The following is a 20,016-nucleotide window of genomic DNA, read 5'->3' as shown; positions in this document are numbered from 1 at the left end:
ATATTAATTACCATTAACTAAAGAGGTTAAATCACACCACCATGTCTGACGACACTCCCAGCCCGAGTAGTTGGTCGATGCGCGGCTTAAAACGCTGGCTATCGACCGCCCCCGAAACCCGTGATGAACTGATTCGTTTGGTACAGGATTCGCGCCAGTTCTTAGAGCCTGATACTGTGGACATGCTAGAGGGCGTGCTCGATCTGCCTGCGACACAAGTGCGCGAGATCATGACACCGCGTCCGCAAGTGATTGGTATCCACGAGAGCACCAGCCTTGCTGAAGTGATGGATATCATCCTTGAAACCACCCATTCGCGCTATCCCGTCTTTGACAGTCAAGATGATGATGCGGTCATTGGTATCTTATTGGCCAAGGATTTGATTCCTATTCTCGTCCATATGGTGCGTGACCAAGAAGATAAAATCGATAGCAAACGTCTAAAAGATTTGGTACGTCAGCCGCTCTATATTAGTGAGACTGCGCGTTCTGATACCTTGTTGCGCTCACTACAGCGTACCCAAGTACATATGGCGATTGTGGTCGATGAATTTGGCAACTTCGGCGGTGTGGTCACCATGGAAGATTTACTCGAGGAAATCGTCGGTGATATCGTTGATGAGCATGATGACTTCGATGAAGACAGTGATATAAATAATATCATCGCTGATCCCGACAAACCAAATACTTGGCGTGTGCAAGCATCGACAGTCATTGAAGACTGTAATGATGAGCTTGGCAGTCGTTTTGATGATACCGATGTCGATACCATGGGCGGTCTGGTCATGCAGGCGCTGGGTTATGTAGGCGACCTAGAAGGTGAGAGCGTAATGATAGACGACTGGCAAATCACCATTACTGATGTCGAAGGACGTTTTATTCAAAACCTAGAACTGACCAAAACGAATCCTGAGCAGCACCTATTGATAGGCAGTCATTAATGTATTTTTGACGTTATTGTCATACATGCCATTCATAAGTTTTATAACGCACTGATAATTTTTATAAAAACACGATTGCGATCGTGTTTTTTGCTGTCTGTCTGTCTGTCACTTTCAATAGCCACTTTTAGCAGTCACTTTTAGTATCTACTTTTATCAGCCACTTTTAGCAGTCATTTTTTTACTACGCAAATTTACCCATTGATTAGCACAGACTGGTATCATGGGCGGGTTTGATTTTTAGACGCTGTATTTATATCAATCTTATATAGTCAGTGAAAAGTAATATCGATACATCACGCACTGCTGATATCAATTTTTCTTGCTTGCTGTGCCTACGCAGCCAGAGGCTACAAAAAATTGATATCAGCAGTATCGTCGCGTTTTCGGGGTATTTTGACTATATTTATAAGACGATGGTGCTTATAAGAGAATGGTATTTATAAGACAATACTATTGAAAAGATAGGGCGTTTATAACCATTGAGCCAGCTTTAGGTTAAATATCGACTGAATACTAAACATGTAACATTTTAGATAATATGGTTTTGGATAACTGCTATGCGTCTGTCTACTGTTGATTTGCAAAAACGTCTGAACCCCGAAAAACCGAAGGGTTTGCCTATGGGGCTGGCCATATTGATTGCTTGGTTGGCAGGGGCAATCTTTATCTTTGCGCTCGCGCCTTATGGTATTTGGCCAGTAGCACTGGTATCGCCCGCTATCTTATACGCGCTATTGATGCCTGAGATGACAGGCCGCCGCGCCTTTTTTATTGGTCAAGCGTACGGTACGGGATTGTGGTGCGTGGGTGCATTTTGGCTGTATACCTCTATCCATGTCTATGGTGCGACGCCTGCATGGCTGGCGCTGATTATGATTGCGTTGATGGGTCTTGGTATGGGCTTGTTCCACGGACTTTTGGCGTTGGTTTTTAATCGCATGGTCGGTAAGCAGCCCTTGGCTTTTGCGGCGCTTTGGGTGTTGCAAGAGTGGATGAAAACATGGTTATTTACCGGTTTTCCATGGCTGTTCGTGGGTTATGCATTTACCGAGCAGTATTGGCTGTCGTCATTAGCACCTGTTGCTGGTGTTTTTGCGGTTTCTTTCGTGGCTATATTACTGGCTACAAGTGCCGTTGAGCTCTTGCGTCGCCGTGGTGGTTATATGGTTGTGACTGCCGCATTACTCGTGGTGAGTGTCTCATTATGGCTGATTAATCCACAATGGACGAAACCAAAGGGCACGCCCGATTTATCGGTATCGCTGATCCAAGGCAATATTCCGCAAGACCTAAAATGGCTGACCGAATATCAAGTAGAAACCTTAAAAATCTATGCAACCTTGACGCGTACCGAGTGGGGGCGTGACATTGTTTTATGGCCTGAATCCTCGATTCCAATGTTTCAGACCGAAGCCGTTGGCTTTATAAACGAAATGGTCAAAATGGCTAAAGAGACTGATACCACATGGGTCACAGGCATCCCTTATAAGGATGAAGCGGCGTTTGATGCCAGTACAGATAAATATCCACCATTTTATAATAGCGTGGTTGCATTGGGTGCACAGGCAGAAGGATTGTATAAAAAGCAACGTCTCGTGCCATTCGGTGAATATATTCCATTTGAAGGCCTGCTCGATATCCTGCCTAACTTAGCTGGTAGCCAAGACATTATGAGCTATAGCCGTGGTAGTGATCAGCAGTCACCATTACGTGTACGCGGACATAATTTGGGTGCAGCCATCTGCTATGAAGTTGCTTATCCTGATACCACGCGTAAAAACGCGATTGGGACTGACTTCTTATTGACTATTTCAAACGATGCATGGTTTGGCACATCGGCAGGTCCACTGCAACATCTACAAATGGTACAAATGCGTGCGCTTGAAAACGGTCGCTGGTTTATGCGGGCGACCAACACTGGCGTGACGGCTATTATCGATCATAAAGGGCGTATCGTCGAGCGTGCACCGCAGTTTGAACGTACCGTATTACGCGGTGATGTTCAGGCACGGGTAGGTAACACACCATTTATGCGCTTTGGCAATTATCCGATTTTGCTCATTATTGCGCTTTTGTTATTATTGAGCTATCTTGGCAAGCGTGAGACTCCTCGAGGCCGTTCGATCAGCTAATTAATTAGAATGATACATGCTAAGTTTCGCAATTTTTCGATAATAAACCCTTTAAATAGTTAAGGGTTTTAACAAATGGGCATAAATTGCGATATAATAGCCAAATATTTCAAATATTCTGTGCAAGGTAGATAAGGTATGTCAGAAGATATCGTCAACAACAATCCAAAAAAAGAGCTGTTGTATGCTTTAGGCGGCGTTGGCTTATTTTTAGCGATTGTATTACTCATTGGTGTCTCAGCATTCTTGCGTCCAGCAGGAGAGCATATTACGGCTGACACGACAGAAAGCTCAGCCGCTGCTAATGAAGCAGAAACTGTGGCTGCTGAAGATGCCGCGCCAGCTGAGGCAGACGCCGTAACCGCAGAAGAAGGGACCGCACTTGCAGCAGCAGATGCAGCGACCGCCTCTGGCACAGTAAGTCAAGTGGCAGTTGCTGATGCTGATTTGACAGCTGAACAAGCAGATGGTGATCTAGATGCGGGCAATGCCGCTGATGATACGGCAGCAGCACAGTAGTCTGTAACATGGTCATTTGAATCGCTAAATAGTGACACTCTACGCTAAAATGAGTGGCATTATGGCGTCTTTATCGGCAGTGATATCAATAGGATAGTACTGCTGTCAAGACTCAAAAGAAAAACTCGTTCTCATCTGATGAGAACGAGTTTTTTTATGGGTATTTGTGTAATTTATAGCCAACTTTTTCTTTACTTGGCCATAACTAAGTGAAACAATATTCCGCCTATAATGACCGTTCATCCAAATAATTGGGGGTTTGGTCATTACTAATATGATCTTTAAAGGAATAAAGTTATGGGCATAGAAACACAATCAGGGGCTAGCGCGGCTGAATTGGAAGCGCTAGACAACGGCTTTATGGGGCATCCCAAGCCATTACGCTCGCTATTTTTTACGGAAATGTGGGAACGTTTTTCTTATTATAGTATCCGTCCTTTATTAGTCCTGTTTATGGTAGCAACGGTAGGCAGCGGAGGCTTTGGTTTTGATGAGGTCACTGCATCTGCTATCTATGGTATTTTTGCTGGTTCATTGTATTTAGCGGCAGTACCAGGCGGTTGGTTAGCAGATAACTGGTTGGGGCAAGAGCGCGCTCTTTGGTGGGGCAGTATTATTATTGCGCTCGGTCATTTATGCATTGCGCTCTCTGCGTTATTTGGCATGACGCTGTTTTTTGTCGGTCTGATGTGCATTGTGTTGGGTTCAGGGTTATTTAAGACCTGTATTTCAGTGATGGTTGGCGCTCTATATACCAAGGGTGATGTACGCCGTGATGGTGGCTTTACCTTGTTCTATATGGGCATCAATATTGGTGCGCTACTAGCGGCACTGATTGTCGGAATCTTTAAAGAAAAAGGCATGTGGCATGTCGGCTTTGGTGTCGGTGGTCTTGGTATGCTGGTGTCGTTACTTATCTACCGCTTTGCGGCGCAAAAAAATCTAACACGCTACGCAAAGGCTAAAGGCATCAGTGCTGAATGGGAACATGCCAACGGTCGTTATAAAAATATCGGTCGCTGGGTTGCAGGGTTTTTAGCATTGTTGGTTGCGGTTATTGTCTTGGTGTCTACGGGTATTATGCCGTTCAATCCTGAGATGGTCGCGCAGTATATGACTTATATCATTGCAGCCGTGGTGATACTGTACTTTGCTATTATGTTTATCTCACCGCGTTTAGATAAGACGGATAAGTTACGTCTATTGATCTGCTTTATCTTAATTATTGGCTCAACGTTATTTTGGTCAAGTTTTGAGCAGCAGCCAACGTCTTTTAACTTATTTGCTGATCGCTATACCGACCTTAATGTCTTAGGATTTGAGGTACCAAGTATTTGGTTCCAGTCATTGAACCCTTTATTTATTCTTATCTTAGCGCCAATCGTCAGTATTATCTGGGTTAAGCTGGCTAACCGAGGTCTTGAGCCGAGCAGTATGGCTAAGTTTGCACTTGGTATGTTACTTGCGGCAGCAGGTTTTTCATTGATGATTTTTGCCTCTAAGAGCATTTTAGCGCCTGGTGCTGGCTTAGCGTCGCCACTATGGTTGGTTGGTAGTTTATTACTATTAACGTTGGGTGAGTTGGCACTTAGCCCAGTTGGTTTGTCTGCAATGACCAAACTGGCACCAGAGGGCATGCAAGGCCAAATGATGGGACTTTTCTTTGCCTCTATTGCCATGGGTAACTTGGTTGCCGCTTTCTTTGGTGGTCATGTATCTGCTGACAAAATTGAAGGGTTACCGGGTTTGTTTACCACCATGACGATCTTTTTGGTGGCTACCGCTGTATTGTTATTAGTATTAGCAAAACCTATCAATAAAATGCTCAAAGATAGCGAGCGTGAAAAACAACTGGCCAAATCATAGAATAAGCTGATGTACATTTGTGAATAACAACAGCACAAGTGACGTATGACAAGACGTGTTACCATTATCGGTAGCACGTTTTTATTATTCTATTAAACCAGTTGTTTCTATATTTAACTGACACATGAAACCATTCTAATCACCCAAATAAGACGGCTATCCATAGTCGCCTCACAGTAGTGTTTTTTTAACTCTAATTTCTCCAAAATCAATTGCTCTACCTCTAATAAGGACACATCCAATGAATAAACAAATCATTCATGACCGTATTGACAGCTTACGTAAAAGCCTAGCGACGCAGGATCTCACTGCGATTATCGTACCCTCTGCTGACCCGCATTTATCTGAGTATTTACCAGAATACTGGCAATCACGTTTATGGCTATCAGGATTTACCGGTTCGGTCGGTACGCTCGTTGTGACTGCTGATTTTGCCGGACTATGGACTGATAGTCGCTATTGGGTACACGCTGCCGATCAGTTGGAAGGCACGGGTATTACTTTAGAGAAGCTTGCTCCAGGTCAGCCAAATCATATCGATTGGCTAGCAGATCATTTACAAGAAGGCGATAGTGTCGCCGTCGATGGCAATGTACTGTCTATCGCCGAGCAAGATCGACTGCTAAATGCTTTTGATGTCAATGACATTACATTGATCACTGAGCGCGATGTATTGACAGAGATTTGGACAGATCGTCCAGCGCTGCCAGCTGCCAATTTGTATCAACATGACGCGCAGTTTGTGGCACAGTCTGCTACCTCAAAACTTGCTGCCGTGCGTGTAGGTATGGCAGAGGCAGGAGCGACACATCATCTACTTTCAAGTTTAGATGACATCGCATGGTTGACCAACTTACGTGGTGCTGATGTTGACTATAACCCTGTGTTTTTGTCACATATGCTCATCAGTGAAAACGACGCGACGTTGTTTATCGATAACAATAAAGTCAGCGCTGATATCGCTACAGCTCTAAAAGATAGTGGCATTACGATTGCTGATTATGAGGCGGTACAACAAGCATTGAGTACGCTTACGCCAGAAGATTTATTGTTATTAGATCCAAGTAAGGTTGCAGTCGGTACGCTATCGAAGATGGCAGACGATGTTGGCTTTATTGAGCAAATGGCGCCAAGTACATTACTCAAATCTGTTAAAGCTGATGCTGATATCGATCATGTGCGTGAAGCCATGTGTCAAGATGGTGCTGCCTTAGCTGAGTTTTTTGCGACATTTGAGCAGCGCCTAGCAAACGGTGAGCGTTTAAGTGAGTTAGATGTTGATAGCATGCTAATCGATGTACGTAGTCAGCAGCCACACTATGTATCACCAAGCTTTCCAACGATTGCAGGTTTTAATGAAAACGGTGCGTTGCCACATTACCGTGCAACTCCTGAGAAGTTCAGCTACCTTGATGTGGCCGAGGGCGAGGGTGGGCTACTACTGATTGACTCAGGCGCGCAATATCAGAATGGCACGACTGATATCACTCGTGTGGTCGGTATCGGACAAGTAAGCTCTGAGCATAAAAGTGACTTTACCACCGTGCTCAAAGCCCATATTGCATTGGCAAAAGCGCATTTTCCTGACGGTATTGCCTCACCATTGATTGATGCCATTTGCCGTGCGCCATTATGGCAAGCACAGATGGACTATGGTCATGGTACCGGTCATGGGGTTGGTTACTTCTTAAACGTCCATGAAGGTCCACAAGTCATTGCTTATAGTGCCAGTACGCCAAAAGAGCGTGCGATGAAAGAAGGTATGATTTCAAGTAATGAGCCAGGTCTGTACCGTGAAGGGAAATGGGGTATTCGCATAGAAAACCTAATGGTTAATACACGTGTGCCAAGCCCTACCGAGACAGAGTTTGGTAAATTCTTAAACTTTGAAACCGTTACTTACTGCCCGATAGATACGCGTTTGATTGAGTCGTCATTGTTGAATCAAGTAGAGATTGATTGGCTGAACGACTATCACAGCCAAGTTTATGCGGAGCTAAAAGACCGTGTCGATGGCGCAGCACTTGAGTGGCTGACCGAGCGTACTCAGGCTATCTAAAGTAAGAGCCTATATCTGCGCATTTGAAATAAAAAAATCCCCGTAAATTTTACGGGGATTTTTTTTCTAAACAGTAGCATTTAGTTTTCTTATGACTTTTTACTAATCTCTAATTTATCCTGCTCACTTAAATGCTGAGTGACCTCTGCACGTAGCCAAGATTTTAGGTTTTCAGACATGAGCATCATCTGATCGCTTAGGTAGTCATCAATCTGCATTTCCAACTCGCGGATTAACTCTTGATGCGTTGCGCTCAATTTTGCATCTTTTAATGCCAACTTGATGGCAGTACTGGCTGTATCATTAATGGCTTTAATAGCGTTATCATTTTTAACGCTGCTATTATTATTGACTGTATTATCTTCAGCAGCGTTTGCATGTTCGCTGATGGTTTTATGGTTCGCCGTAGGGTTTTCAGTAGCCACACTTTGGGTATTATTTTTTTCAGAGTTATCAGTGGCACTACTATTAACGTTTGCTTTGTCCGCAATATTTGTCTCGATCGCTGTTACTGACTTGTCATCATTGCGCTTATCAACGGCTAGTATTGCATTCTTTTCTTGTTCTTTTTGCGCGGCTTCTGCTTCTTCGCGCAGTTTGGCCTCTTCTTTTAATTTAGCTTCTTCTTGGAGTTTGGCATCCGCTGCTGCTTTTATTTTTTGTTCTTCTTCGAGACGTTCTTTTTCAGCAGTGGCGCGTGCTTGTTCTTGTTTTTCCGTGATCGCTTTGGCAATCGCTTGCTCGGCTTCGTGGTTTTCATAGAGCTCATCGATATGAGCATCTAAATCATGGGTTTGAAATTCAAAGCTCTCAAAGGGTGTATCGCTTTGCAGTAAAGTGGTGATATCTTTTAGTTCTTGGGTGATTGCTGCGCGTATAGGCTCAGGCGCACACGTCCAGCGTTGATAAAACTGATGGGAAAATGAGTAGCTTGACATGGTATCTTCCATAAATATTCCAAAAATTACCCCTTATCATACGCAAGTACGATAAGGGGCTGCAAGTGGACAAACGTAGCAAATCTGACACCAAGGTTACAACAACGCGTGTTGTATGCTTTTATGCTCTACTCATGGCTAGGCCAACGTGCAAAGACTAACGAGCCATTGGTGCCACCAAAGCCAAAGCTATTCGAGACAGCGTACTGTAGATTTTCGACTTTGCGAGATTGATTGGCGACATAGTCGAGGTTACAGTTGTCTTCCACATTATCCAAATTGATGGTTGGTGGTACATGTTGATGCTGTAAGGAAAGCACTGTAAATATAGCTTCAACACCGCCTGCGGCACCTAGCAAGTGACCAGTCATTGACTTGGTCGAGCTGACTAGAATACTGTCTTTCACTGGAGCAAATACGGTTTCAATGGCGATTGATTCAGCGACATCACCAGCAGGCGTGCTGGTACCATGAGCATTGACATAACCAACACTCGATGGCTCAATACCAGCATCGTGCAAGGCATTTCTCATTGCGCGTGCAGCACCATTGCCATCTTCTGGTGGCGCAGTAATGTGACCTGCATCATCACTCATACCGAAACCGACCAATTCAGCCAGTATGGTCGCGCCGCGTGCTTTGGCATGAGCCAAGCTTTCGAGCACGACCATACCTGAGCCATCACCGAGTACAAAACCATCGCGGGCTTTATCAAATGGACGTGAGGCTTTGGTTGGTTCATCATTGCGGGTCGAGAGTGCATGCATAGCACCAAACCCTGATATACCAAGCGGGCTTGAGCCTTTTTCACTACCACCAGCCAGCATCACATCGGCATCACCATAAGCAATCAGGCGTGCTGCAAGTCCGATCGCGTGAGTGGCTGTTGTACAGGCAGTCGATGTTGCGAGGTTGGGGCCTTTTAAGGTGTGCTTAATCGCCACCAATCCAGCCGCCATGTTTATAATAGAACCTGGAATAATAAACGGTGAGACTTTCAGCGCGCCTTTTTCACGCAGGGTATCGCGGCTGTTTTCAATGGTTTGAATACCGCCAATCCCTGAGCCTAAAATAATACCAAAACGCTCTTGGTCAACGCCTTGTACAGGCGCATCAGCCGCGCTTATTTGGTCGATAAAGCCCGCGTTCTGTAGTGCCATGCTAGAGGCGGCGATACCATAATGAATAAATTCATCATAGCGACGTGCGTCTTTGGCATTCATATATTGTTTGGCGTCGAAGTCTTTGACCACACCCGCGATTTTCGCACGATATTCGGCAGCATCAAAATGGGTAATCGGTGCGATACCACTCTCGCCATTGAGCAGTTTCTTCCACGAGCTATCAACGTCTAGACCCAGTGGTGTAATGGCACCCATGCCAGTGATCACCACGCGCAACTCATCAGAGCGCTCGTAGTGAGGTGGTTTATGGCGCGGTTTGTGCGCCGAGGTTGCGCTAACCTGATCGGCTTGTGAGGTGGTTGAATTGCTGTGTTGGCTCATGCGATATATCCTGTACTTACGGTCCTAAGAGGATGTTATTTCGGAAGTCATTATAAAACACATAGGTGCACGTATGTAAACTAAAATTAATGGACTAGGCAAAGCACACTTGACCCAACACCACGTTTTTACTTGCACCTGTCACTGCTGGCAAATTACCTGTTTCACCCATCAATGTCTGTCTCGCTAGCCATGCAAAAGCAACGGCTTCTACCCATGTTGGATTTAGTCCTAAGCTCGCAGTGGTTTCTACCGTGCAATGCGGGAGATGTGCCTGCAAACGCGTCATCAAGTAGTCATTTAAAGCACCACCACCGCAGACGTACACTGAAGTGTTTCCGTTAGCGTCGATAAATTTATTAATTTGCGCACTCGCACTGATGGCCGTCAGCTCAGTGAGTGTGGCTTGTACATCTGCTGATGAATAACGAATGACCGCAGATGCCTGTTCGAATTTTTGTAGCTCGTCTTGCAGCCATGCTAAGTTAAAATCTTCACGGCCAGTGCTTTTAGGATAAGGTTTTGCAAAAAATGGATGTTCCAACAGCTGGTTGAGTAACGGCTCAATGACTTGACCAGACTGCGCCCATGCACCACCCGCATCATAACCCTTATCCGTATGCAATGCGGTCCACGCGTCCAATAATAAATTGGCAGGACCCGTGTCGTAACCTGCAACGCCATAGCCAACGACATTACCTTCGACATTATTTACAACATTACCTAGGACATCGTCTGGTTGATTTGATGAGTTATCAGAAGTCGCTGGCAAGACAGTGATATTAGCAATACCGCCTAAGTTTAATAACACGCGCGTGCTATCAGGCGTGGCAAACAACGCTTGATGAAAGGCTGGAACCAGCGGTGCACCTTGACCACCGACTGCCATATCACGGCGTCGAAAATCGCTAACCACGCTGATGCCTGTACGCTCAGCGATGATATTGGCATCCAGCAACTGCAAGCTAAACCCCATCTGCGGACGATGGCGCACCGTCTGTCCATGACAGCCAGTGGCCAGCACCAACTCTACATCGGTATCGGCTTGTGTTAATAAAGTATTGACCACCTCGCTTGCAAACTCACCATACTCGCGGCTTGCCCAGCCGAACCAGTCCAGCTCACTGTTTGGTTCGTCAGCCGTTGGTGTCAATGTCTGAACACCATTGGGCTGACATAATGCCAATAATACTTCACGCAGTCGCAGTGGAAAGTCTTGGCTATAAGAAGCTAACAAGCGCATGGGCTGCTGCGTTTTTTCTTCACTACCAGTATCTGTACCGAATTGACAAAGAACGGCATCCATACCGTCCAAACTGGTGCCCGACATCATGCCGATATATAAGCCATCATCGAAGTTTTCAAACACTGTTTGCTCAAGTGCCTCAGTAAGTGTGGCATAATTTAAATCGTCAATATTTTCCAAGCTATTATCCAAATCACTGTCCATCTCTAAATCTGGACGAGTATCAGCAGTCGATGCGGGGTTGGTCATGGCAATTTACCTTAAAAAACGCTAGTATATCCGTCAAATTCTAACATCTTTTGACAGCGACGAGATTCTAAATCGCTCAAACGTTTAACCCTTAATAAAGACAATAAAGAGATCATCATGACCACGCAAACTTACACCCTAGAAGAACAACTTGCACTTATCCAACGCGGTACGCAAGAAATCCTATCTGAAGAGGATTTAGTGGCGAAGCTTAAGCTAAACCGTCCATTGCGAATCAAGGCGGGCTTTGATCCCACCGCACCTGACCTGCATTTAGGTCATACCGTGCTAATCAATAAGCTCAAGCATTTTCAAGATTTGGGTCATGAGATTTATTTCTTAATCGGTGACTATACGGCCAAAATTGGTGATCCTTCTGGCAAAAACAGCACGCGTCCGCCATTGACTGATGAGCAAATCAAAGCCAATGCCACGACCTATGCTGAGCAAGTATTTAAAATTTTGGACAAAGAAAAGACTCGCGTGGTTTTTAACTCTGAGTGGTTCAATGACATGAGCGCCGCTGATATGATTCAGCTTGCCAGTCAGCAAACCGTTTCGCGTATGCTTGAGCGTGATGATTTCTCTAAGCGCTATGCCTCACAAACCCCAATCTCTATCCATGAGTTTTTGTATCCGCTCGTGCAAGGCTATGATTCTATCGCGCTGAAAGCCGATGTTGAGCTTGGCGGTACCGATCAAACTTTTAACCTGTTGATGGGGCGCACGTTGCAAGGCCGTTATGGTCAAGAGCAGCAAGTATGTATCACGGTGCCGATCTTAGAAGGGTTGGATGGCGTTAATAAAATGTCTAAGTCTTTAAACAACTACGTGGCCATTTATGATGCGCCGGGCACAATGTACCAAAAAATCTTATCTATGCCAGATACGCTAATTCGCCGCTATTTTGAATTTTTAAGCTTTAAACCGATGGATGAAGTCGAAGGTTTATTGGCAGAAATGGAAAACGGTCGCAATCCACAAGAAATTAAACGTATTTTAGCCGAAGAGTTAATCGAGCGTTTCCATGATGCTGATGCCGCTGCTAATGCGCACAAATCAGCGGGTAATGTGTTGGCTGATGGCGAATTGCCAATCGATTTGCCAGAAGTAACGGTAGATCTAGAAGGTCAGGATGCACTGTTTATCACTCAAGTACTGAACCAGTCTGGGCTTGCTAAAAACAGCTCATCTGCCAAAGATATGGTAAAACGTGGCGTAGTAAAAGTAGATGGCGATGTGGTTGATGGTAGCTTTAGTCTAACGTCTGGTCAGACAGTCGTTATCCAAGCAGGCAAAAAGGCGTATGCGAAAGTGACAGTTGCCTAAGTAGCTGTTGCTTAAGTGACCATTGCTTAAGAGACTACTGCCTAAACTCATAGTGGCTTAAGGAAAAATAAATGCTAGATTTACCGACGTTATCAAGTAACGGTATTACCCTTAAGCCATTGATGCTCAGTCATGCAACTGACTTAATGGAGGCTTGCCAAGATGGTGAGCTATGGAACATAAACGAGACGTCGGTACCTGAGCCAGACAAGGTCATCGACTATATCAATACCGCAGATTCCATGCTTGACAGACAAGCATTTGTGGTTATTGATGAATCAAATGGTAAAGCAATTGGTACAACGAGTTTTCATGATATTTTACCTATCAGCAAACGCTTAGAGATTGGCTATACTTGGTATGCTAAATCGTATTGGCGAACGCATGTTAATACGACTTGTAAGCTTATGCTGCTAACCTATATATTTGAAACCTTGAAGTATCAAACCGTAGGCTGGCGTACAGATATTGACAATCATCGCTCACAACAAGCCATTGAGCGCTTGGGTGCTAAAAAAGATGGGGTGATTCGAGGCAATCGTGTACGCCGTGATGGCATCATTTCAGATACAGTCATGTATAGTATGGTCAGTTCTGAATGGCCACAGATAAAGTCCAAGCTAGTAGAAAAATCACAAAGCGTTTATTAGTCCTTTAATTATCAATATGAATGAGCTGTTTATGTCTCAACAAAATCAATCCATTGTCACCCAAGGTATCTACCGCCATTATAAAGGCAGCCTTTACCAAGTGTTGCATACTGCTCAGCATTCTGAAACCGAAGAATCGCTAGTGGTTTATCGCTGCTTGTATGGTGAGTATGGCGTATGGGTACGACCTTTAGCGATGTTTACAGAGACCGTTGAAGTTGACGGTAAAGAAGTGCCAAGGTTCGAGTTGATTAAATCATTAGTTGATTAATGAATCAACTTCGTTAAAATCCATTGCCCAAATAAAAGGCGACCCATTAAGGTCGCCTTTTTTATGTCTGTCAAATGATCATTAGCTATTTAAGAAATCGATCAAGGCTTTATTAAATTCTTTCGCATGGGTCACATTGATACCGTGTGGACCACCTTCGACAATATGCAATTGACTGTTGGCAATCATATCGTGCGAACGCTGACCACTGGCCTCAATCGGGACAATTTGATCGGCATTGCCATGGATAACTAAGGTTGGCACATCGAATTTTTTCAGATCATCACGGAAGTCGGTATAAGCAAAAGATTTAACGCAATCATAAGTCGCTTTCGCTGAAGCAAACGAGGCGATATTGCGGTTATATAAACGCATCGGTTTGCTGACTAACAGCTTGCCATCTGCCGGCGTAAAGAAATTCTTGGTAAAGTCGTTTAAGAAGGCGATACGATCTCCGCTTACGCCGTCTAAAAATGCTTGGATATCTGCTTCTGCTAAGGCCCCATCAGGATTGTCATCAGCTTTAAACAGATAAGGCGGAACGGCAGAGGCGAGTACCGCTTTGCTGATACGCTCTGAACCAAAGTTGCCCAGATAGCGAGCGACTTCTCCGCCACCCATAGAGAAGCCAACGATAGTAGCATCTGTTAAATCCAGCTCATCCATCAAGGCTTTTAGATCTTGTGCCAAAGTATCATAATCATAGCCATTCCATGGTTTAGAAGATTGACCAAAGCCACGTCTATCATAGGTAATCACTTGATAGCCGGCTTCGACCAGTGCAGGAAGTTGTGCCTCCCAAGCGCGTCCACTCAGCGGCCAGCCATGGATTAATACTACAGGTTTGCCAGTACCTTGGACTTCGTAATATAGGTCGACAGATTGTTCATCTTGCTGTGCAACGTTAACGTAAGGCATAAGTTTTTCCTTTTAGAATTATTATTAAAAAGTATTTTATTTTAACGTTAATGCGCTTACACAGCTAACGTCAGGTTTTTAGTATAAAAGGTGGATAGAGCGATTGCTATGACGGGTTGTACAGTAACAGTGTCGATTATAGAGTGGTTCTGTGACATCGCAGTAAGTTGCACTGAGCTATCGATTCTGCAAAAACTCTTTTAACACTTTATAAAACCCAATCGGCTCGTCCAAAGGAATGGCATGACCTGCACGTGGCAAAATAACTTCAGTGGCATCAGGCAGCATTTGGGTCACTTTCTGCTGCCATTTGGGATCATAAAGTTTAGAGCGACCACCGATGAGATTAACCACAGGAATAGTCATTTTATCTATGGCACTGCGAAAATCGTAAGGTAAGATCAAATAGGCTTGCAAGCAGCGCATTTTTTGATGCCAAATGCCGTGGTCGTAAAGCGCGAGTGTGTGGTCGTTTTTATGAGTCATCGCTTGTATAAAAGCTTTTGAACGCGTGCGATTGACGGATAACAAAGAAAACAGCCTTTCGACATCGGTTGCACGGCGCTTGAGCGCAAAAGGCAGATGGGCAAAGCTATTAGAGTCCGCATAAGGTAAGGTCAGATCGATTACTTCTTGAAAAATATCGAACACTTCTTGCTGCCGCGTGCCAAACAGACCCCCTTGCCAGTCGTCTTGATTATGAATCGCTGGATTTTGATCAATATTAAGATAGTGACTGACCCTTGAGGCGCCAAAACGCTCAAAATAAGACCACATGACTTGCGCGCCCATCGAAATAGCCGCCACTGGCAAAGCCTCTATTTGACGCCATTCACAAATTTTCTCAATCACAGCGTTGGCATCATCCGCATATTGACGGACAAAATCAAACTGTTCCATCGTGAGAGCTTTTGCAGCGCCAAAACCACGCAGATGCGGCAAATAAAATGTATATTTACCCGTCAATGCCAAAATAAAAGGCAAGAACTCGCGTGCATCCATCCCATAAGCATGCAGCATTAGCACTGGCGGACCTTGACCAATGACTGAAACTGGCAGCGACGTACCGTCAGCAGCAGTAACCGTCAGCGTTTGCAACTGATAACGCGACTGGTAGCGACTGGGCAACGTCATTAGATTGGTCATCATAGCGTCGTATTTCCGTGATAGATATTGTAATTAATTAGGGTATGTTGAATATTCATCATAAAATATTTTTATCTTATCGATGAGAGCTTGTTATAGTAAAATCTGTGCTAATAAAACTTATATTAATCAAACACAGTTAAGCTGACCATAGCATAAAATGTATAGACAGTAAGTGACGCTTGTGATTAACAGCCATTATCCTAAACTTGAAATAAAAGAATAAAAGGGCGATGCTTATGAGCACACCGACACTAGCGTCACTGGATCGCAGCCTTTACCCACAAGTTTGGGAGCAGCAGACATTTACCGATGCGCACAGCTTATTGATAGCGATGTTAATGGGCAACATTAAGACAGATGCCAAGGCTTTTTCCGATGCTTTCACTAGGCAATTACTGGCCAATGATACTTATCAACAGTGGATTAACTTTACGGTATTTGGCGGTTATCTGCAGCGTCACTTTATTGCTTTTTATCGGCAGACAGAAGACAGTTTTAATGCGGATATGCCAGCGTTATTTCGCCGAGAGTTGATACGTCATGCTCAGTATTTACCACTTGCGCAGACGTTGTTTTTGGCAGGAAATATGCCAAAAAGTGTGCGCTTAGATAAGCTGTTAACCGCGACTGTGAATCCTGCGACAGCAGTCACCAATGCGCAGCAAGCCCATAAAAAATCTGTCACGAATCATTCAGAAGTAGTGATTAATCAGATAACCGTCGTCGGCAGGCAGGTAGTTGGATTTCCGATACGTCACAACAAGCGCACCAGTGAGCGCACGCGCAACGAAGTATTGATTTTAGATTTTCAGGAGTTGCGCTTGGTCAATGAAGAAAATGTCATTAGCAAAAAAAGAAGCAACATAGATGAGACTATGTTGCTTCGATATTATGAATTACGTTAATGAGCCGAACGGTCGACTAAACGTTTAAGAATCTTTCTTAGCAATCGTCAACCCGTTATAAGTTTGCGCAACTGGCATCACTTCCAAGCGATTGACATTAATATGAGCTGGTGATTCGATTAGCCATAATAAAATATCGCCAATATCATCGCCGGTCATGGTTTTAAAGCCATCATAAACCTTGGCGGCTTTATCATCATCGCCATGATAGCGGACGTTTGAAAACTCAGTGCCTGCGACATTACCCGGTTCGAGATTGGTCACGCGCACTTGGGTACCGATTAAATCCGCGCGCAGATTTAGACTGAATTGCTTGACGAATGCTTTGGTCGCGCCATAGACGTTCCCACCAAAGTACGGCCAACTGCCAGCAATCGAGCCAACATTGATAATATAACCGCTATCGCGTGCGACCATTGCTGGCAAGACCGCGTGAGTCAGCGCCATGAGACCTTTTATATTGGTATCAGTCATACGCATCCAGTCATCAAGACTGCTACTTTGTGCAGGTTCAGTACCGAGTGCCAATCCCGCATTATTCACCAAAACATCGATTTGCTTAAAACCATCCGGCAAGTCAGCAATGATTTGTGGAATAGAAGCCGTATCGCTCACATCCATCACCACAGGTAAGAATGATTCGCCCAATGTCTCTGCTAGAGCGTTCAGCTTATCAAGGCGTCTAGCACAACCAATCACACGATGACCATTAGCGATCAGACGCTCTGCCAGTGCTTTACCAAAACCGGCGCTTGCTCCTGTAATCAATACGTTCATTATCTATCCTTATCGTTGATGCTGTGTTTGTATCCTGATTTTTAAGACGACTGTTTGTCTTAGCGTATATGTTTTGATTTGCTTACATTAATCACAATTGTCGCAACTACGGTTACTTACTATTTAGGCAGTTACTTGTTAGCTAACTGTTTACCAAATATCTTATCACCTGCATCACCAAGACCTGGAATAATATAACCGTGCTCATCCAAATGACTGTCTAATGCAGCGGTATAAATAGTTACGTCAGGATGTGCTTCATTGACCACACGCACGCCTTCAGGTGCGGCAACCAATACCAACGCTTTGATATTGGTACAGCCATTTTTCTTTAGCATCTCGATGGTCGCAACCATTGAGCCACCAGTGGCTAGCATTGGATCAATGATCAGGGCAGGGCGTTTGTCCATGTGGCTGACGAATTTTTCAAAGAACGGCACTGGCTGTAAGGTTTCTTCATCACGCTGTAAACCAACCACAGAAATCTTAGCAGTAGGAATCAAATCGAGCACACCGTCCAACATGCCAATACCCGCACGTAAAATCGGTACAATCGTTGCTGTTTTACCGATAATTTGCTCACCAGTGATTTCACCACACCAGCCTTCCATTGGGAACGTTTCAATTTCAAAATCGCGGCTTGCTTCATACGCCATCAAGCGTGCAAGCTCTTTGGTCAATGTACGAAACTTATAAGTACTACAGTCTTTTTCGCGCATTAAACTGAGTTTATGACGGACTAGTGGATGATCGATTACCGTAATTTCTAAACCGCTATTTAAGTCGCTCATAAATACTCTCTTGGTTTTTGGTCTGATGCTTGCGCAGTCATTGCGTTTGCTATTAGTATAAAAGATACAAACACTTACTACACTTCAACCCTATAGGTAACACAGTAATCATAAGCTTAGCGTTTCCATAATCGCAATCAAAGCAAAGATAGTTTAAGCCAATTAACTTATCATTTGCCTACCTAAGCCGACTATATGCCATGGTTAAGTACGAAGTAGTGTTTAGGCCTGCTATGATACCAAAAAAACTGCTTTTCTGATGAAGAATCTTATGAACAATCAACCAGCGAACACTGAAGATGTAATGAATAATGCCAATAGTGCTAGCGCCTTATCCAAAACGAAGGCTGTAGAAGTAGAAACCCATCCGTTCGCTCCTGTGTTACCGCCAGATGCCACCGTAATGATGATGGGCACCTTTCCTCCGACTGCCGATAAATGGGCAATGAGTTTTCACTATCCGAACTTTTATAATGATATGTGGCGTATCTATGGCAGCGTATTTTTTGACGATATTGATTATTTCAGAGTAGGGGATGAGAAGCGCTTTGATCCTGAGCGTATCCGCGACTTTATGTTTGAGCGTGGCATAGCTTCTTGCCCCACAGTAAAACAAGCGATTCGTGAAACCGGTAATGCTTCAGATAAAAATTTAACGGTTGTGACCACTGTCGACCTAGATAATATCTTGCCGCAAGTGCCAAAGGTTCATACGTTATTTACCACAGGCGGTAAGGCGACTGAGGTATTGCTCAACTTACTGGCCGAACCACCAGCCAAGTCCAAGTATCCTAAGACCAATCAAAATATGGATTATCCCTATCAATGGCAAAACGATAACAATCAAAAAGTGGATGTAAATAATCTTACCTTATATAGGTTGCCTTCAACCTCACGTGCCTATCCTTTAGCCTTAGATAAAAAAGTCGCGGCCTATAAAGACTTCTTTAAAAAGATAGGTAAGCTATAAAAGCATCATATATAGAAGAAGTCTATATAGAAGCTCCGACTAAACTTAAGGAAAAGCGTTATTCTTGGTAAAGGAAAAGTTATTTTTAGCCCTAACCAACTGATAAATAGATGGTATTAATTATAAAATTAAATAGTCCTTAAAATAGAAGACAAACCCCTTGACCCAGTCTTAAAACCCCGTATAATGCGCCCTAGTCGAAAGGGAAGGCGTTTAGAATGAGTGATGAAATATTTACTTCAAACTAAATAGAAATTACCTCTTGACACAGCATTTAAAGCGTCTATAATACGCCCTCATCAAGACGAGCTGGAAGTAACTAGTGTGTAGATTACACATTAATAACCCAGTTAACCTGATGAAACAAATTATAAAAAAGCTTGACAATCCCAATCATTATGATAAGATAGTCGGCTCGCTAGATAGCTTAACCCGCAAGGGTTTGAGACTAAACAGTAAGAGAGATACCCAATATATCAGTTACTGGACGACAGTGATTGAGCACTATTTAAAAGCATAACTAAAGAACAACTTGTGTGGATTTTTGCTGATTCAGAATGCTAAAAAATAAAGTTGGTTTTAGCTCCTTTTCGGAGTTCATTCTAACTATAAAAATTATCATTTAAGACAGCAGAAAAACTCAAAGTTAATTCATTACGAACATAATTTTTAGCGATTTTGCCAGATTAGATGAGCCAAGTTTAGAAGTCTCTTTAAAGGACTTCATAGCAAGATTAAACTGAAGAGTTTGATCATGGCTCAGATTGAACGCTGGCGGCAGGCTTAACACATGCAAGT

The 20,016-nt window shown here is 43.9% G+C and carries 17 protein-coding genes; 10 read left to right on the top strand and 7 right to left on the bottom strand.

The window, feature by feature from the left end:
• Positions 1 to 41 precede the first annotated feature (41 nt).
• From AAEY72_RS12230 to AAEY72_RS12210, 5 genes are all read left to right on the top strand, one after another.
• Entirely contained in the window at positions 42 to 941 is a 900-nt protein-coding gene (locus tag AAEY72_RS12230; protein ID WP_189586115.1) for a CBS domain-containing protein, read from the top strand.
• 560 nt (positions 942 to 1,501) lie between these two features.
• Positions 1,502 to 3,076, top strand: coding sequence for an apolipoprotein N-acyltransferase (lnt, locus tag AAEY72_RS12225; protein ID WP_352310694.1), 1,575 nt, complete (start codon positions 1,502 to 1,504; stop codon positions 3,074 to 3,076).
• 138 nt (positions 3,077 to 3,214) lie between these two features.
• On the top strand, positions 3,215 to 3,595 hold the full coding sequence (locus AAEY72_RS12220) for a hypothetical protein (protein WP_352310693.1): 381 nt from the start codon (positions 3,215 to 3,217) through the stop codon (positions 3,593 to 3,595).
• A gap of 297 nt (positions 3,596 to 3,892) precedes the next feature.
• A complete protein-coding gene (locus AAEY72_RS12215) occupies positions 3,893 to 5,461 on the top strand; it encodes a peptide MFS transporter (protein ID WP_210541207.1) in 1,569 nt (522 codons plus the stop codon).
• A gap of 241 nt (positions 5,462 to 5,702) precedes the next feature.
• Positions 5,703 to 7,520, top strand: coding sequence for an aminopeptidase P family protein (locus AAEY72_RS12210; protein ID WP_352310692.1), 1,818 nt, complete (start codon positions 5,703 to 5,705; stop codon positions 7,518 to 7,520).
• Positions 7,521 to 7,609: 89 nt separating this feature from the next.
• On the opposite strand, the gene AAEY72_RS12205 is transcribed toward AAEY72_RS12210, so the two are convergent.
• From AAEY72_RS12205 to AAEY72_RS12195, 3 genes are all read right to left on the bottom strand, one after another.
• Positions 7,610 to 8,470 carry a coiled-coil domain-containing protein gene (locus AAEY72_RS12205; RefSeq protein WP_352310691.1) on the bottom strand — a complete coding sequence of 287 codons (861 nt, stop codon included), beginning with the start codon at positions 8,468 to 8,470 and terminating at the stop codon, positions 7,610 to 7,612.
• Between the two features lie 116 nt (positions 8,471 to 8,586).
• Positions 8,587 to 9,963, bottom strand: a complete 1,377-nt coding sequence (fabF, locus tag AAEY72_RS12200; protein ID WP_352310690.1) for a beta-ketoacyl-ACP synthase II — start codon at positions 9,961 to 9,963, stop codon at positions 8,587 to 8,589.
• A 94-nt stretch (positions 9,964 to 10,057) separates the two neighbouring features.
• Positions 10,058 to 11,458: an anhydro-N-acetylmuramic acid kinase gene (locus AAEY72_RS12195; protein ID WP_352310689.1), complete on the bottom strand. Its 1,401-nt coding sequence runs from the start codon at positions 11,456 to 11,458 to the stop codon at positions 10,058 to 10,060.
• A 117-nt stretch (positions 11,459 to 11,575) separates the two neighbouring features.
• Between AAEY72_RS12195 and tyrS the strand changes: the two genes are divergently transcribed.
• The 3 genes from tyrS to AAEY72_RS12180 all read left to right on the top strand — a co-directional run bounded on the left by tyrS (position 11,576) and on the right by AAEY72_RS12180 (position 13,708).
• The gene (gene tyrS / locus AAEY72_RS12190; protein ID WP_352310688.1) at positions 11,576 to 12,787 is read left to right on the top strand and encodes a tyrosine--tRNA ligase; all 1,212 of its coding nucleotides are present in this window, start codon (positions 11,576 to 11,578) and stop codon (positions 12,785 to 12,787) included.
• Between the two features lie 71 nt (positions 12,788 to 12,858).
• A complete protein-coding gene (locus AAEY72_RS12185; RefSeq protein WP_352310687.1) occupies positions 12,859 to 13,437 on the top strand; it encodes a GNAT family N-acetyltransferase in 579 nt (192 codons plus the stop codon).
• Between the two features lie 31 nt (positions 13,438 to 13,468).
• Positions 13,469 to 13,708: a DUF1653 domain-containing protein gene (locus AAEY72_RS12180; protein WP_352310686.1), complete on the top strand. Its 240-nt coding sequence runs from the start codon at positions 13,469 to 13,471 to the stop codon at positions 13,706 to 13,708.
• Between the two features lie 81 nt (positions 13,709 to 13,789).
• Here the strand turns inward: AAEY72_RS12180 and AAEY72_RS12175 are convergent, their stop codons facing one another.
• Both AAEY72_RS12175 and AAEY72_RS12170 read right to left on the bottom strand, forming a co-directional pair.
• A complete protein-coding gene (locus AAEY72_RS12175; protein ID WP_352310685.1) occupies positions 13,790 to 14,626 on the bottom strand; it encodes an alpha/beta fold hydrolase in 837 nt (278 codons plus the stop codon).
• A gap of 177 nt (positions 14,627 to 14,803) precedes the next feature.
• Positions 14,804 to 15,775 carry an alpha/beta fold hydrolase gene (locus AAEY72_RS12170; RefSeq protein ID WP_352310684.1) on the bottom strand — a complete coding sequence of 324 codons (972 nt, stop codon included), beginning with the start codon at positions 15,773 to 15,775 and terminating at the stop codon, positions 14,804 to 14,806.
• A 236-nt stretch (positions 15,776 to 16,011) separates the two neighbouring features.
• Here AAEY72_RS12170 and AAEY72_RS12165 point away from each other — a divergent pair, with 236 nt between their 5' ends.
• Complete coding sequence (locus AAEY72_RS12165) at positions 16,012 to 16,680, top strand: hypothetical protein (RefSeq protein WP_352310683.1); 669 nt, start codon at positions 16,012 to 16,014, stop codon at positions 16,678 to 16,680.
• A gap of 24 nt (positions 16,681 to 16,704) precedes the next feature.
• Here the strand turns inward: AAEY72_RS12165 and AAEY72_RS12160 are convergent, their stop codons facing one another.
• Positions 16,705 to 17,457, bottom strand: coding sequence for an SDR family NAD(P)-dependent oxidoreductase (locus tag AAEY72_RS12160; RefSeq protein ID WP_194620880.1), 753 nt, complete (start codon positions 17,455 to 17,457; stop codon positions 16,705 to 16,707).
• A 131-nt stretch (positions 17,458 to 17,588) separates the two neighbouring features.
• Positions 17,589 to 18,248, bottom strand: coding sequence for a uracil phosphoribosyltransferase (gene upp / locus AAEY72_RS12155; RefSeq protein WP_189586156.1), 660 nt, complete (start codon positions 18,246 to 18,248; stop codon positions 17,589 to 17,591).
• Positions 18,249 to 18,519: 271 nt separating this feature from the next.
• Between upp and AAEY72_RS12150 the strand changes: the two genes are divergently transcribed.
• Complete coding sequence (locus AAEY72_RS12150; RefSeq protein WP_502945377.1) at positions 18,520 to 19,218, top strand: DNA glycosylase; 699 nt, start codon at positions 18,520 to 18,522, stop codon at positions 19,216 to 19,218.
• The last annotated feature ends 798 nt before the right edge of the window (positions 19,219 to 20,016 follow it).

This window comes from Psychrobacter sp. W2-37-MNA-CIBAN-0211 (assembly GCF_040309405.1).
In the GTDB taxonomy this organism is placed as follows: Bacteria; Pseudomonadota; Gammaproteobacteria; order Pseudomonadales; family Moraxellaceae; genus Psychrobacter; species Psychrobacter glaciei.
The sequence above is the reverse complement of the archived record's forward strand: the minus strand, read 5'-3'. Positions and strand labels throughout refer to the sequence as shown.

Excerpts from the sequence above, each read along its gene's own strand:
- AAEY72_RS12230 (WP_189586115.1), top strand. The coding sequence starts at position 42 with ATGTCTGACGACACTCCCAGCCCGAGTAGTTGGTCGATGCGCGGCTTA.
- lnt (WP_352310694.1), top strand. The coding sequence starts at position 1,502 with ATGCGTCTGTCTACTGTTGATTTGCAAAAACGTCTGAACCCCGAAAAA.
- AAEY72_RS12220 (WP_352310693.1), top strand. The coding sequence starts at position 3,215 with ATGTCAGAAGATATCGTCAACAACAATCCAAAAAAAGAGCTGTTGTAT.
- AAEY72_RS12215 (WP_210541207.1), top strand. The coding sequence starts at position 3,893 with ATGGGCATAGAAACACAATCAGGGGCTAGCGCGGCTGAATTGGAAGCG.
- AAEY72_RS12210 (WP_352310692.1), top strand. The coding sequence starts at position 5,703 with ATGAATAAACAAATCATTCATGACCGTATTGACAGCTTACGTAAAAGC.
- AAEY72_RS12205 (WP_352310691.1), bottom strand. The coding sequence starts at position 8,470 with ATGGAAGATACCATGTCAAGCTACTCATTTTCCCATCAGTTTTATCAA.
- fabF (WP_352310690.1), bottom strand. The coding sequence starts at position 9,963 with ATGAGCCAACACAGCAATTCAACCACCTCACAAGCCGATCAGGTTAGC.
- AAEY72_RS12195 (WP_352310689.1), bottom strand. The coding sequence starts at position 11,458 with ATGACCAACCCCGCATCGACTGCTGATACTCGTCCAGATTTAGAGATG.
- tyrS (WP_352310688.1), top strand. The coding sequence starts at position 11,576 with ATGACCACGCAAACTTACACCCTAGAAGAACAACTTGCACTTATCCAA.
- AAEY72_RS12185 (WP_352310687.1), top strand. The coding sequence starts at position 12,859 with ATGCTAGATTTACCGACGTTATCAAGTAACGGTATTACCCTTAAGCCA.
- AAEY72_RS12180 (WP_352310686.1), top strand. The coding sequence starts at position 13,469 with ATGTCTCAACAAAATCAATCCATTGTCACCCAAGGTATCTACCGCCAT.
- AAEY72_RS12175 (WP_352310685.1), bottom strand. The coding sequence starts at position 14,626 with ATGCCTTACGTTAACGTTGCACAGCAAGATGAACAATCTGTCGACCTA.
- AAEY72_RS12170 (WP_352310684.1), bottom strand. The coding sequence starts at position 15,775 with ATGATGACCAATCTAATGACGTTGCCCAGTCGCTACCAGTCGCGTTAT.
- AAEY72_RS12165 (WP_352310683.1), top strand. The coding sequence starts at position 16,012 with ATGAGCACACCGACACTAGCGTCACTGGATCGCAGCCTTTACCCACAA.
- AAEY72_RS12160 (WP_194620880.1), bottom strand. The coding sequence starts at position 17,457 with ATGAACGTATTGATTACAGGAGCAAGCGCCGGTTTTGGTAAAGCACTG.
- upp (WP_189586156.1), bottom strand. The coding sequence starts at position 18,248 with ATGAGCGACTTAAATAGCGGTTTAGAAATTACGGTAATCGATCATCCA.
- AAEY72_RS12150 (WP_502945377.1), top strand. The coding sequence starts at position 18,520 with ATGAACAATCAACCAGCGAACACTGAAGATGTAATGAATAATGCCAAT.